We start from the raw sequence: 14,499 nt of genomic DNA, 5'->3' as shown, positions 1-14,499 counted from the left end.
AATAGCCGGCTTTTGCATATTTATGGAGTAGACAACTTTGTTAGCGTTTCAATATATTGAAGATGATGCCAGTTTAGCGGCCCTTGTAGAGCAATACCAAGATGCTGATTTATTGGTGCTAGACACAGAATTTGTTCGTACTCGTACCTATTATGCAAGATTGGGCCTTATTCAAGCCTATGATGGTAAGACTCTTGCGTTAATCGATCCATTAGCTGTGAGTAACCTTGAATTATTTTGGCAACTGCTAAGCAAAGAAAGCAGCGTTAAGTTACTGCATTCATGTAGTGAAGACTTAGAAGTGTTTGCACGCTATGGCAATTGCCAACCTACTAATCTATTCGATAGTCAAATTGCTGCAGGTCTAGCTGGTATGGGGCATGGTCTAGGTTATGCCAAGCTTGTAGAGCAAACTCTTGAAGTAAGCTTAGATAAAGGTGAGTCTCGCACCGACTGGCTAAAACGACCTTTGACAGAGGCGCAGCTCAACTACGCTGCCAATGATGTCTATTACCTTTATAAGCTCTACCCACAATTGGTTAAGTTATTAGAAGAGCAGGGCAGACTAGATTGGGTCTATGAAGAAGGCGTTCGTATGACTCAAGGACGTTTAGATACTCCGGAACCTGAGACTGCCTATTTAAAGGTTAAAAATGCCTTTCAGCTATCCTCAAATCAGCTGGCTGTATTGAGGGATTTATCTCAGTGGCGCCTAAAGCGAGCGTTACAGAAAGATCTGGCTTTGGGCTTTGTGGTGAAAGATCATGCTCTGATTGCCTTAGCTAAGAAGCAGCCTAAGTCAACCAATGATCTCTTTAAAATGACGGAACTCACGGAGCAGGAAAAGCGTATTCATGGTAAAGAGATCATTAAGATCATTACCAATGTTAGTTACGATAACCCGCCTAAGCCATTAGATGTTATCGCTCTTAAAACCGGTTATAAAAACGCATTTAAGAGTATTAAAAACAGCATTACAGAACAAGCAGAATCTAAGAGTATCCCGTTAGAGTTATTAGGCTCTAAAAAGTATATACATGAATACTTACAGTGGGTTTGGGATGCTAAGAAAGGGAATAAACCACTTATTCTTACGGGTTGGCGAGAAGCGATAGTTGCCGAGTCTTTATCAGCACTGAAGTTATAATACCAATTCGTAAAACAAAAAAGCCCGCGTAAGCGGGCTTTTTATTGGGGGCTAGGCGTTTAGTTCTGCTCTGGAAGAGTCACGTTAAGCTCAAGCACTGAGAAATTATCGTCTGTCTGTTCAAGTTGAACCGAGACTTGGTCTGGGCCGACTTGCACATACTTTCGGATCACCTCGATAATCTCTTGCTTCATTTGAGGGAAGTAATCCGGCGCTTCACGCTCCCCTCTCTGGTGAGCCACGATAATTTGCAGTCGTTCTTTCGCTGTGACCGCAGTGTTTGGTTCCTTTTTCGTTTTAAAATAATCAAGAAGAGACATAAGTTAGCTACCAAAAATTCGTTTTAAGAAACCTTTCTTCTCTTCCGTAAGAAATCGGAAAGGCAGTTCTTCACCTAATAACCTTTCTACAGCATCGCTGTAGGCCATACCTGCATCACTTTCTTGATCGATAATGACAGGTATACCAGAGTTAGAGGCTTTTAATACGGCTTGTGATTCCGGGATAACGCCCAATAGTGGAATCGCTAAGATCTCTTCAACATCTTGAACACTTAGCATTTCGCCAGTAGTCACACGAGCGGGAGAGTAACGAGTCAATAGTAAATACTCTTTGACGGGCTCTAACCCTTCTTCTGCACGCTTAGATTTACTCTGTAACATACCAAGAATTCGGTCTGAGTCGCGAACAGAGCTGACTTCTGGGTTGGTTGTTACAATCGCAGTATCAGCAAAATAAAGCGCCATCATAGCGCCGGTTTCGATACCCGCTGGTGAGTCACAAATAATGTACTCAAAATCTTTGGCTAAATCTTCAAGTACCTTACCCACGCCTTCTTTAGTCAAGGCATCTTTATCACGAGTTTGGGAAGCGGGTAATACGAAAAGATTGGCGCAGCGCTTATCTTTGATCAAGGCCTGATTAAGATTAGCTTCACCATTGATGACGTTAACAAAGTCATAGACTACGCGGCGTTCACAGCCCATGATTAAATCTAGGTTACGGAGGCCAATATCAAAATCGATAACAACCGTTTTATGGCCTTTCATTGCAAGACCTGTGGCAATTGCAGCACTTGAGGTGGTTTTACCCACGCCACCTTTACCCGATGTGACAACAATAATCTGTGCCATTTATAATAATCCTTTCTAATTTACACTCTATTTAAAGAGGCAATGATTCAACCGTAAGCGACTCGCCTTCTAGACGAATACAACCGCTTGGTGCGGCTCCGTTTTGCTGAAGGTTCTCAGTTAACCAGTATTGACCTGCAATCGATACTAGCTCTGCTTCAAGTTTCTTTGCCATGATAACAGCTTGTCTGTCGCCTGAAGCGCCAGCCATAGCTTTACCACGTAATGTACCGTATATATGGATACTGCCATCAGCGATAACTTCTGCCCCGTTACCGACCGCACCGACAATAATCAGATCGGCATTTTGGGCATAGATCTGTTGCCCTGAACGTACGTTCTGTTTGACGATTTGGGTGGTTTTAGGCAGTTGAGGCTGTGAATTTGATTCTTTACCCGACTTTACCGTGGCGAGACCGATAGCTTTCGCTTGCTTAGTCAATGCTGCTGATGCGCTTGTGATCCCAACGATGATTAATTGACGACTGGTTAATATCTCTTTTAAGCCAAGTATGTCAAAATTACTCGTTTGAATCGCACTTAGGTTAACCACTAAAGGTGCACCAATAAAAAACTGTGGCGCAATAGCGAGCTTAGCATCCAACTCTGCCGCTATAACTGCCATATCATCACTGTTGATATGCAGTACAGAAAGAGTAAAAGAAGAGCCTTTTAATTCGAGGCTAGGTGTTTGCATTCCTGTATTGCTCTCTATAAAGTTCAGCGCTGGGCCGATATCCATTATATTCCTAACGGACCATGGTATAGTGTGCTCCCTTAGCTGGCAAGTTGAATAGTTTGGAAATTGAGTCGTATATGATCTGTGCAGTATATAAAAGTCTAAGAAAGGCTGAAAGTTACCTTTTCGTTGAAAAACGCAACGATTTTGAACGCGTTCCTGAAGCATTAATGGCCATGTTTGGTGAGCCCAAATTAGTGATGATGTTGCCGATTGAAAAGCGAGACCATTTGGGGTTCGCCGATATTAAAAAGGTGAGATCTGAATTGAAAGAGAAAGGATTCTATTTACAGCTACCGCCTCCAGTTGTTAATTTACTAGAACAACATAAGAAAGAGATCGGTTTTAATCCAGATTAAATCAGCGATTAAAGCCACAAAAGATCTAATAAAGGGGATTTATGTTTTTAGGGAAAAAGATTCTGACTTTAGCGTGTTCTTTGAGTTTTTTATCGTCCACAGCAATGGCCGAGAGTGAGACCCAAGGAACGTTTAGTAACTATGTTGCTGAGCTTAAGCAAGATGCGATAGATAAAGGTTTCAGTCAGCAAACGATTGATGAGGTTTTCCCTAAAATAAAGATGTTTAAAAAGGCGCTGGTTTCCAATAAAGACCCTATTGAAGATCCCATTACCCTTGAGACATACCTCCCACAAATAGTACCTCAAACAAAGGTTGATCTGGCTAGAGCGTTTTACAAGCAACACTACACCGAGCTTGAAAAAATTGGCGAACGTTATGGCGTTCAGCCGCGCTTTATTGTGGCGCTTTTGGGCATAGAGTCTAACCTTGGCCAAGATGCGGGTGGCTACCCTGTATTATCAGTTACAGCCTCTCTAGCCTATCAAGGTCAGCGCGAAGCCCATTTCCGTCAAGAGTTTTTTGCAGCTCTAAAGATTGTCGACCAAGGCCATATCGATTTTTCCGAGTTAAAGGGCACTTCGACAGGAACCATGGGGCAGCCTCTGTTTTTACCTAGTATCTATCTAGCTTACGCTCAAGATGGCGATGGCGATGGTAGAAAGGATATCTGGAGTAATAACAGTGATGTTTTTGCATCAGCAGCTTATTATCTGCAGCAGGCTGGCTGGAAAGCAACGGAAACCTGGGGCAGGCAAGTTAAGGTCCCCAATCAATTTCAGTCTTCTCTTGCTGACTTGAGTATCAAGAAAAGCTTTAATGAGTGGCAAGCTTTGGGCGTTAGGCGTTTTGACGGCAGTGACTTACCCAAACGAGAAGATATGCAGATATCTATGGTGATGCCTGACGGCATTGCGGGGCGTAGCTATCTTATTTATGATAATTACCGCGGTTTGCTGCAATGGAATAATTCAGACTACTTTGCTATTTCCGTTACCTACCTTTCAGAAAGAATTAAGTATCCTCCGATCATCTAATTGCGGGTGTTATAGTCAGTTTAATGAATAGCGGCCTAGAGTCGCTATTTTTGTTTAAATAAGTCGCAGTCGATGTAATTTTGAGCATCAGAGTCACAAATTTCAACTCGATCCCTATCGACAGCTTCGGCACTAGTGCATAGAGCTGCGTGTGCGTTGTATAATGCTTGGCTAATCAGTTTATATGAGTTAATGAGTTAAGCATGGCATTTTGGGATGAAAAAACCTTAGCGCAGATGAACACTGAAGAGTGGGAGTCATTATGTGATGGTTGTGGTAAGTGTTGTTTAAATAAGCTTATCGACGATGAAACCGAAGAGCTTTATTACACTAATGCTGCGTGTCAATTACTCGATAACAAAGCTGGCCATTGTAAGAGCTATGAACAGCGTTTTAATTTCGTACCGAGTTGCACTAAGGTGACCGTAGATAACCTTGAGTCACTTACCTGGTTGCCCGATAGCTGTGCCTATCGCCGTCTTTTACAAGGACGTGAGTTGCCAAGTTGGCATCCTCTAAGAACGGGTTCAAAAGAGGCCATGATATTGGCCGGAATGTCGGTTGCGGGTAAGGTGACCTGTGAAACTAAGATCCGAGATATTGAAGATCATATCGTGCTTTGGCCAATGAAAGATGTTGAATAGCCAAGAGTCGAAGTAGAAAAACGCCCTAGAAATAGGGCGTTTTTTTATCTGTCGTTTTATGTATTATCTCTTCAAGGCTGGAATGAAGAAAATCGCTAAGGCAAGCAGGTAGCCGCCGAAGGCAACAATCATCCATTGTCCCATAGTCACCCCCATAAACTCCCAGGGAATATCAGTACACATGCCTGTAGGCATAAAGACTGATGGCAGCCATTCATGGAGTTGCAGCCAACTTGGGAACTCGGGAAGGTAAGAGCAGGTTGCAAATGGAGACGGATTCATCTGCATATCGACAAGTTCTAGTGCCAGCTTTAGTCCCCAAATCGCACTCACGCCCCAAACTATGACCCCAATGGCTCTTGCTATACGTGACCGATATCCAATAACGCCTATTAAGCCAGCAAAGATTAAGCCAAATACCGCTACGCGCTGGTATATACACATGACACAGGGATCTAACTTCATGATGTGTTGGAAAAACAATGCCGCCAGTTCAAGTGCGACCGCAGAGAGCATCAGAATTAGCCAAGCGGCTCTAGAGTGGGAAAAACGAATTAGTGCATTCAACGACATTGTCTCCATTGCAAATAAAAAAAACGCCCTATTGAATAGGGCGTTTTATATGACTAACTATTTGTTAAATAGTTCACAAAATGCTTATCAATGTGATGATACTACACCATCTGCAGCTGCTTGAGCAGAGTGATGGATTAACATTTGACTGTCATAGAAGTATTGTGTCATCTGCTCTAGCGCACCTAACTGAATCGCAAGTACACCTACGATAGAGAGTACGATAGTGTATGGCAGCGCCATCCACACCATTCTTCCGTAAGAAAGACGGATAAGTGGGGCGATAGCAGATGTTAGTAAGAATAGGAACGCAGCCTGACCATTTGGCGTCGCAACAGAAGGTAGGTTAGTACCCGTGTTGATTGCTACAGCAAGAAGGTCGAACTGATCACGAGTGATTTGGCCATTAAGTAGTGCAGATTTCACCTCGTTAATGTACACCGTACCTACGAATACGTTATCGCTCACCATTGAAAGCAGACCGTTAGCAATGTAGAAGATCACTAACTGAGTGTTACCTTCATAGCTTAGTGCCCACTGAATAACAGGTGCGAATAACTGTTGATCGATAATCACAGCAACGATAGCGAAGAATACCGCTAATAGCGCCGTAAATGGTAGGGCTTCTTCGAAGGCTTTACCTAGTGCGTGCTCGTTAGTGATACCGTTAAATGCAGTCGCAAGAATAATCACAGAAAGACCGATTAGACCAACAGAAGCTAAATGCAGAGCAAGACCCGCGATTAACCAAACACCAATAACCGCTTGGATAAGAAGCTTTACTTTATCGTGCTTGGTGCGGTTTGCATCTTCATGAGCGTCGTAATCAGATAGGATTTTATGAACCGCGTCAGGTAGCTGTTGACCGTAGCCAAACACCTTAAATTTCTCAACTAAAAAACAGGTTGTAATACCAGCAAAGAATACAGGCACAGTTACTGGTGACATGCGAATAGCAAATTCAGCGAACTGCCAGTTTGCTTGTGCAGCAATAATCAGGTTTTGTGGTTCACCAACCATGGTGCAAACACCACCTAATGCAGTACCAACACCGGCATGCATAAGCAAGTTACGTAAGAAGCCTCTGAATGATTCAAGCTCTTCTTCACATAGCTGTGGATAGCCATCTGAGGTGTGGTCGTGACTTTCACCAAAGGTCTTTCCTGATGCTACTTTGTGGTAAATAGAGTAGAAACCAACCGCAACAGTAATAATCACTGCGATAACGGTTAATGCATCTAAGAACGCAGAAAGGAATGCTGATGAAATACAGAACAATAAAGAAACGTATATCTTTGAACGTACTTTAGTGATCATTTTGGTGAAAACAAACAGAAGCAACTGCTTCATGAAGTAAATACCGGCGACCATAAAGACCAGTAGTAGAACCACTTCTAGGTTTGCTTCAATTTCATGTAGCACTTGGCTCGGCGAAGTCATGCCGATAGCCACAGCTTCAATCGCTAATAATCCGCCTGGTTGCAGCGGGTAACATTTAAGCGCCATAGCTAAGGTGAAGATAAACTCAACAACTAACAACCAACCCGCTACGAATGGATTAAAATAAAACACGATAGGGTTGATCACTAAGAACGATATGATCGCGATTTTGAACCACTTCGGTGAGTTACCTAAGAAGTTATCAAGAAACGCCCGACTCATTGTCACAGGCATGGAATCCTCTCTATTGATTTGAGTAGCAAACAAATTTGCACCGTATGCTACTAGCGATAATGAAAAGGTAAAAGCTTTTTTGATGACTTAAATAGCCGATAATGACGAAACAGATATCTATATCAAAAAAAAATCATTTAACCCCCCATGCTCAGCGTAAAAAACAAGCGCTTTGATAGGTTTATTTGGATGGATACCGTCTAATCGGTCTGTTTTGGTTTTTCATTTCTCGCCGCTCTGGTATGATCTGTCCAAGAACAACACTAATAATTGGGTAGAGTAGGTTAATGATCATCAATGCCAAAGGTCCTGCAAGCTTTGCAGAGAAGTATATTGTGCGATCCATATGGGAAGATAAGTTTCCGCCAGGCTCTATTCTGCCCGCAGAACGCGAGCTTTCAGAACTGATTGGTGTAACTCGTACAACATTACGAGAAGTGCTACAACGTTTGGCTCGTGATGGATGGTTGACGATTCAACATGGTAAGCCAACAAGAGTGAATAACTTTTGGGAAACGTCTGGTTTGAATATTTTGGAAACTATCGCCGAATTGAATCCCGATGGTTTTCCTGAACTCGTTGACCAATTGCTATCTGCGAGAAGTAGCGTCAGTGCGATCTATTTTAGAGGTGCTATCCGTAACAATCCTGAAGAAGCGATAGAAGCCTTATCTCATCTTTCTGAGCTTGAAGATACGGCTCAAGCATATGCTGAGTTTGACTATCAGCTACAGCACACTTTAGCATTTTCATCAGGAAATCCACTTTACGTGTTAATCTTGAATGGCTTTAAAGGTTTATATAGTCGAGTCGGGCGTTACTATTTCTCAAGCGCTGAAGCCCGCGCATTAGCAATGGATTTTTATAAGCAGTTGCAGCAACTTGCGATTGACAAAAACTATACCGACGTGCCGGCATTAATGCGTACTTATGGCATTAATAGTGGTGTGATGTGGCAGAGTCTTCGAGATGATATGCCTGTCGACTTAGGTTATTCAGATAACTAAATATTCAGATGACTAAAGCTGGTCAGTCAGGTAACCAAAGCAAATAACAATTATCTGTCATTCTGTATTAAACAAAAGCCATCGTGAAGATGGCTTTTTTGTTTCTGTGTAAAAGTAGCAGCTGGCTTTTATACTGATTGGTATTACAGATCGAAGCGGTAGTAGAGGTCGAGAGACTGCTCTATGGTGCCCGATACTGTTTCGAGATAAAGCTGAGACAGTAGATAATACCTCACGGTCATCTCATAACCCGGATTAAACACTCCGATCCCATATTTGACCATCAACTTATCACCGATAAATCCGCTAATGGCAAAGCGGCCATCATCATTAGCATCGAGCTGCACATTTGAAAATCCAATCTTTTCAATGATGCCTGTAGCTGTGTTACCTATATTGCCTATGGCGCCACCACCAATTTGGCTACTTAGCGACAGCGCAGCCCCCATCATTAAGCCACTGTTTTGATCGACACTGGTATTGTTCAGGCCTGTTCCTCGAACAATATAGTTTAAGATCTCCGCCTGCTCTTTGGCTGGTGATGAAAATAGGTTAACGATAGGTTTCATCGGCGTACCGGTTATGCGAACGCCTGCAATGACATCTTCATCTTTTATCTCACGCACAGCTTCGATATTGAGGTTGGGGACGTCTATCGGGCCAATAAACTGCATTTCACCGGCTCTAATGTCGAGTGTTTGTCCCATAAATTTGTAGTTGCCATCGATAACTTTTATTTCACCAAAGAGCAATGGCGGTCTAAATGGGCTCTGTTTAAGCTCCAATTTCCCCTGCAACTTGCCTGTCAGTCCCATGCCGTCCACCCGTAACTTATTACCGACATTGAGGTTAACCTCTGCAGACACGGCCATTGGAGACACTTGTTGTTCGGTGGTGGCTAAACTGTCATCAAAGACAACATCTTTAGAAACGGCGACGCCACCTTCTGGGAGTTGCACTATGGTGATCCGACCGGAAGGGACATTGATGTCACCGCTAATATCGAAAGACTCGTTAGTGAACTTAACTTGTAGATCAGTGCCTACGTTCAAAATGGCCAATGGCGGTTGGATCACCGCTAAATTGTCGCCTTTTATACCGAAAGCCCCTTTAAGGTTTTGCTCGGCCCAATCTAGCTCACCATCGACATAGGCTTGGCCTTTACCCATTTTTAGCTCGCCATCGATTTTGGCCTTCTTACCTGCAAAGATGAAGTCGAGATCGACATCCTCTAGTAATGTCGGGTTCGCCGTCGCCATAATGGAGCCGTTATTGAGTGCGATCTCGCCAGAAACCTCTGGTTCACTCAAACTGCCACTTATCTCTAGCTCGCTTGAGATCTTACCTTCCAGTACTTCAAGCTCCGGCAATAACTCTGCTAAGGCTTGTAGGTTTATCTGATGCAGTGAAAGCTTACCCTGCATGTTTCTATCTGGGGTGACATTGATTGCAAGATTAGCTTCCATACTAGCAATGTCATAGGACTCAAGGGATAACGAGGTCATCAGCTGTTTTTCATCTAAGCGACTTCGTAGCTGTACGGATTTGTAACCAATAGCCACGTCACTATTATTGGTGGCTTGAAAGTCAATATTGCCAGCTTGCAGTTGAAGTTCGACGCTGCCAATGGGTTTGGCATGTTCAAACCATTGAAATCTTGAGGTGAGTGTTGCAGGTCCCGTCCATTGCAGACTTTCAGGTAACCAGGGCTTAGCGAGTACACCAAGATCGCCAACAAACTCGAGTGCGGCATTGCCATCTAAGCCCAATTGTGTCGGCTCTTTCGAACATAATTTGCCACCAATGTGTGATAAGCAAAACGGTGCGATGCTACCTGCTTGGCTCTCTAAACTGTAATCGGCAGAGAAAGGGGCGTCGAGGCTAATATCACCGAGTCGAGAGGATAATGATAGTTGTTTGACTTGAGCTCTCAGTCGCTGTTTCTCTTGGTCGTACTCACTGGTTAAATCGGTATTTAACACCAAGTCTCCCTGAGACGTCAGCAACAGGGCCTGCTCATTTAAGTCGCCTTGGGCGTTAAGGCCGATACTCGAGAGAGCTAAGTCTTGATACTTAAAGTCTTGCAGATTGAATGATGCAATGAAACCTTGATTATCGAAAGGTTTATAGTTTCCGTTTAGAGTCAGCTTGGCTAACTCCAGTTCAAGAGCCTGTAATTCTTCGGCAATTAATGATACGCCAATGTTAGGGTGCTCATTTTCACCAGAGACCTGGATATCGGCATTAATCGCGCCTTTAGCATCTGGCTGCCATAAACTTAAGTCTGGTACTGATAGCTTGCCGTTAAGTGACCAGACTTTATCGACCTCTCCTTGAATGAACAGACGGCTCTGTAATGCACTCACATTCAGTCCTTGTGAGCTTAAATGCCATTTACTGTTCATGGATAACCCGCCATCAACATTTAGGGGGTAATGCATGATATGCCCATTAAGGTGCGCATCTTCGACATCGATAGACCAAGCATTATCATTGAGATTGAATCGGCCATGGGTGTTTAAAGGGCCAGTGATCTCGCTACTCGGTAATGGCTCCGATAAGCCAAGGTTTAATAGACCTGTATCGAATTGCTGGGCTGCGACTTTAGCATGCCAGATTAAGTTCTCACCGTATTCGAATGAACCTTGCAGAGCAATATCGCCTAACGCTTGATTATTGGCGTGTAGCTTATCAAAAACAAAACGGTTCTCGGCGTGACTGAACACAGTGTCAACATCGAGTGTTGGCTGGTAGGGAGAAGAAAATAGGGTTTGTAGTGTAACCTGTTGAGAGTCGAGGTTACCTTGGCTAGAAAACTTGATGTCATTTGCCCTAAAGTCGGCAGTTTTAAGCGGCCACTGTAGCTGTTTGGCGTTTAATGTCAGCTGATATGGGATCTTTGGCTTAGCTAGTTCAATTGTAGAGTCAATAGTGAAATCAAATTGGCCGCTACCAAGGATATGGCTCTTAAGCGATTCAAAGCCCTGCTTGACTGATATAGCTAAAGTTTGGTTGGCAAGCCCTGGTAATTCCGCGACATGAGCCAATTTAATTGAAGACTCAATGTCCATAGGATAATCGTCAATGAGCGACATCTGTCCTGTGAGACGGATATCACCATAATCATGGCTGGCGCTAAAATCGTCGATATTGATTAAGAACTGCTGGTAACTTCCGGCTAAGTGGAGTTTAGAAAAGTGATCTTTTCTTGTGCCCAAGACCAAGTCCCCATTATCGATATCTAAACTTTCTACAAAAACCGGGATCGGCATAAAGACTTCGGGTAGGTTTGCCATAACCCATTGGTCATCTTCAGCCTCTTGCTTTGGCGCTTTCCCTTGAGCTTGACTGGCCTCAGTACCGCTTGGCTTAGTGCTCTCTTTTGTTTCAGTTTCAGTTTCAGTTTCAGCCTTAGCCAGACTGTCACTGTTTACGCCATCTTCTGATTCTGAGCTTGAGTCTGAGAAAGGGATAGAGACCAACAGGCCTTCAGAGTAGATTGAACTGGCGCGGATCCCAGTCGATAGCCAATCAGCACTTAAATTAAGTTGATTAGCATTAAAGTCCATATCGTTTACACGCACGGTGACATTTTGCAGGGCACCACTCACTAGGCTAATCCCAAAAGGAAGGGTGATCTCTAAGTGCTTCTCTTCTGTGGGGGCAAGTGCATCATTAACCGGCTCATCGATAGGCTTTGCGTCATTGGCTAATGGTATCTCAGGCGTTAAACTTGAGTCGGGCGCGGTATCAATGGAGGTATTGTAAGGTGTATCGACACCTTCACCAATCAAGGCTGTATCGATCTCAACGTTAACTTTTGAACTATTCAATTGCTCCACACACAGCTGTTTCTGCATCAAACACATAGGGTTCCATGCAAGCTCTAAGTCGGTGACTTCGACTTTGACGCCGTTCATCTGCCAGGCGGCATAGTTTAGGCCCAGACTGCGGTTTAGCTGGCCCGATTGATAATCTAGTTCCAAATCGGGCACAAAAAGATCGGCAAGCTTAATAGCGATATGACTACCAAACTGAGTGCCAATTAGCATAGCAAGGAAAACAAGCAGCAATAGTGGCGTGTAGATGACAAAACGGCTTAAGAGTTTAAACCAGCCCCAAAGTCGCATATACCAAGATTTTGTTTTAGTGGGGTTCTTTGCGGTTTTGGTTTCATTACTCGGTTGTGTATTGGAAGCTGTCATAGTTCGGCTCCCATGGTGATATGAATGCGCCAAGGGCGACTGATAGTATCGGTTTCATTAAGTCCAATACCGACATCTAGTTTGACTGGACCTATGGGGGAGATCCAATGGATACCAGCACCCACTGAGGTCACCAGCTCAATTTGATTAACATCAAAAGCATTACCCGCGTCAACAAACGTAGCGACTCGCCAAGTAGGGGTGACATAGTATTGGTATTCTAGGCTACCTACCATTAAATAGCGGCCACCAACGACTTCTCGAATAATCTCACCCTCGTCATTGACCGAGTCGATAGAGGGACCGAGTTCGTTATAGCTATAACCACGAATACTCTGATCACCACCGGCAAAGTAACGTAAAGAGGGAGGAATATTCGCAAGTGAACCTTCACTTGTGAGATTTGCGGCCATATCGAGTCTCGAAACGATTCTATGTTTATCAAAAAAGGTATTAATCCACTTAAACTTGGTTTGTAATCGGGCGAGTCTAACCTCTGAGCCAAGACTTGGGTCTGCATACTCGAGGCTATAGAACTGAAAGAAGCCAGATTTTGGATCCAGAGAGTTATCGCCACGAGTGGTTTTAGATAGGCTTGTACCAAATAATACAAATCTTGGGTCGTAATCGACACCCGATTGGGTATAGTTCTCCCGCATGATCTCAGCCGAATAATTGAATAACCACTTACTCTGAAGCCGCTGTTGTCTGATGACAGCAAATAACATCTTAGATGATTCGAGCTGGCCAGTATTTTTAAAGTCACGGTCTTCGCTGTTATAAACCTGAGTCACGCCATATTTATCTCTTAGCATACCCATACGTATTTTCAATTGGTCATCGAGTGGATGGGTCAGGGGGATTGTATAAGTGGTTAAAAATTTTGGTTTATCTGGAGCCCACTCTGCAGTGGTCTCTTGAGAGTGGCCATATTTATTGATTTGTGGAGTACGCCAAGTTACTCGCACACGAGGTTCAAGACTGTTATCTACAGTATTCCCGATATCGGCACCTAAACCCAGTTCGATAGAGTGGTTAGGTCTAGGGCTCAGTTCAACTCGTACGGGCACTTGTATTCCCTCAACCTGATCGACTAAAGGTAGTACCTTAATATTGGAAAAGTAACCAGTATCTAATAGTTGCCTGTTTAACTGGGCTAGGTTACCTGTGCTGTAGGGCGCATCATATTTAAATGGGACCAGCTCTTCTAAAATTTGTGGCTCTAAGTTAGATCCAGTAAAGCTGACTTTTCCTATGTGGTAGCGTTTACCAGAGTCATAGTAGAGCGAGATTTTTGCGGTGTTAAAGTCGCGATTTACCGCAATTTCAGCTTGATCAAACTTACCATCAAAATAACCACGTGCCAGTGCCAGTGTTAGCAGTTGCGCTTTCACATCTTCATAAACACCGTGATTGAGTCTGTCGCCTGGCCTGACTTTTAATTGGCTGAGCCATTTTTCAAAGATCGGATCATTACGCATCTCACCTTTGACCTGAATATCAACCCAGCTGATAAGCGTGGGCTTACCTGCATCTATGTCTAGATTTAACACCCAAGCACGTTTTTCATTATTAATAACATTTTGAGAAACACGGCTGTGATAATAGCCCATAGAATGCATCGCGGCCTCTATGTTGTCTTCGGCATTAAAGATAAAAGCACGGCGTTGCACACTCGATTCGGGTAGAGCACCAAGGTGAGCCTTTACGTTACGTTCGAGACTACCTTCAACGCCATTAATTTTGAGTGTTAACCAGTCATTGGCTCGAACGGAAAATGTCACGCATATAACACTGACAAGCAGAAAAGTTATGGTCAGCACACGAAGCAAACTTATTAACAAAAATTAGACTCTTATCATTAGTTTAATTGAGACAAGCTATTGTCACTAGAATCGTTAACTCAAGCAAGTTGCTGATTGTAATTATGGCCGAAAATGGTTACAAAGAGAGCAAATAAATACAATAGGATACAGTTTGT

At 43.5% G+C, this 14,499-nt stretch carries 12 protein-coding genes; 5 read left to right on the top strand and 7 right to left on the bottom strand.

All coding sequences use genetic code 11. The features are described 5' to 3' along the window. The first annotated feature begins 37 nt into the window (after positions 1 to 37). Positions 38 to 1,147: a ribonuclease D gene (gene rnd, locus SPEA_RS12955; RefSeq protein WP_012155679.1), complete on the top strand. Its 1,110-nt coding sequence runs from the start codon at positions 38 to 40 to the stop codon at positions 1,145 to 1,147. A gap of 59 nt (positions 1,148 to 1,206) precedes the next feature. Here rnd and minE read toward each other — a convergent pair whose 3' ends face one another. The 3 genes from minE to minC are packed head-to-tail and all read right to left on the bottom strand — an operon-like array spanning position 1,207 to position 2,977. Next, positions 1,207 to 1,467: a cell division topological specificity factor MinE gene (gene minE, locus SPEA_RS12950; protein ID WP_012155678.1), complete on the bottom strand. Its 261-nt coding sequence runs from the start codon at positions 1,465 to 1,467 to the stop codon at positions 1,207 to 1,209. A 3-nt stretch (positions 1,468 to 1,470) separates the two neighbouring features. Beyond that, on the bottom strand, positions 1,471 to 2,280 hold the full coding sequence (minD, locus tag SPEA_RS12945) for a septum site-determining protein MinD (RefSeq protein WP_012155677.1): 810 nt from the start codon (positions 2,278 to 2,280) through the stop codon (positions 1,471 to 1,473). A gap of 31 nt (positions 2,281 to 2,311) precedes the next feature. Further along, on the bottom strand, positions 2,312 to 2,977 hold the full coding sequence (minC, locus tag SPEA_RS12940; RefSeq protein WP_041411514.1) for a septum site-determining protein MinC: 666 nt from the start codon (positions 2,975 to 2,977) through the stop codon (positions 2,312 to 2,314). A 119-nt stretch (positions 2,978 to 3,096) separates the two neighbouring features. On the opposite strand from minC, the gene SPEA_RS12935 reads away from it, so the two are divergent. The 3 genes from SPEA_RS12935 to SPEA_RS12925 all read left to right on the top strand — a co-directional run bounded on the left by SPEA_RS12935 (position 3,097) and on the right by SPEA_RS12925 (position 5,059). Further along, positions 3,097 to 3,378 carry a YcgL domain-containing protein gene (locus SPEA_RS12935; protein ID WP_012155675.1) on the top strand — a complete coding sequence of 94 codons (282 nt, stop codon included), beginning with the start codon at positions 3,097 to 3,099 and terminating at the stop codon, positions 3,376 to 3,378. 41 nt (positions 3,379 to 3,419) lie between these two features. Continuing rightward, a complete protein-coding gene (locus SPEA_RS12930) occupies positions 3,420 to 4,415 on the top strand; it encodes a lytic murein transglycosylase (RefSeq protein WP_012155674.1) in 996 nt (331 codons plus the stop codon). Between the two features lie 203 nt (positions 4,416 to 4,618). After that, positions 4,619 to 5,059 (top strand): YcgN family cysteine cluster protein, encoded by a 441-nt coding sequence (locus SPEA_RS12925; RefSeq protein ID WP_012155673.1) that lies wholly within the window; start codon positions 4,619 to 4,621, stop codon positions 5,057 to 5,059. Between the two features lie 63 nt (positions 5,060 to 5,122). Here SPEA_RS12925 and dsbB read toward each other — a convergent pair whose 3' ends face one another. Further along, positions 5,123 to 5,626, bottom strand: a complete 504-nt coding sequence (dsbB, locus tag SPEA_RS12920) for a disulfide bond formation protein DsbB (RefSeq protein WP_150102301.1) — start codon at positions 5,624 to 5,626, stop codon at positions 5,123 to 5,125. Between the two features lie 93 nt (positions 5,627 to 5,719). Further along, positions 5,720 to 7,306: a sodium/proton antiporter NhaB gene (gene nhaB / locus SPEA_RS12915; protein WP_012155671.1), complete on the bottom strand. Its 1,587-nt coding sequence runs from the start codon at positions 7,304 to 7,306 to the stop codon at positions 5,720 to 5,722. Positions 7,307 to 7,593: 287 nt separating this feature from the next. Between nhaB and fadR the strand changes: the two genes are divergently transcribed. Then, positions 7,594 to 8,313, top strand: coding sequence for a fatty acid metabolism transcriptional regulator FadR (fadR, locus tag SPEA_RS12910; RefSeq protein WP_012155670.1), 720 nt, complete (start codon positions 7,594 to 7,596; stop codon positions 8,311 to 8,313). A 143-nt stretch (positions 8,314 to 8,456) separates the two neighbouring features. Here the strand turns inward: fadR and SPEA_RS12905 are convergent, their stop codons facing one another. Next, positions 8,457 to 12,518: a translocation/assembly module TamB domain-containing protein gene (locus tag SPEA_RS12905; protein ID WP_012155669.1), complete on the bottom strand. Its 4,062-nt coding sequence runs from the start codon at positions 12,516 to 12,518 to the stop codon at positions 8,457 to 8,459. Beyond that, on the bottom strand, positions 12,515 to 14,362 hold the full coding sequence (locus SPEA_RS12900; RefSeq protein WP_083766679.1) for an autotransporter assembly complex protein TamA: 1,848 nt from the start codon (positions 14,360 to 14,362) through the stop codon (positions 12,515 to 12,517). The genes SPEA_RS12905 and SPEA_RS12900 overlap by 4 nt, the downstream gene beginning before the upstream one ends. Positions 14,363 to 14,499: the final 137 nt, after the last annotated feature.

The sequence above is a fragment of the Shewanella pealeana ATCC 700345 genome, assembly GCF_000018285.1.
GTDB lineage: Bacteria > Pseudomonadota > Gammaproteobacteria > Enterobacterales > Shewanellaceae > Shewanella > Shewanella pealeana.
This window is presented reverse-complemented; position numbering and strand designations above follow the sequence as displayed.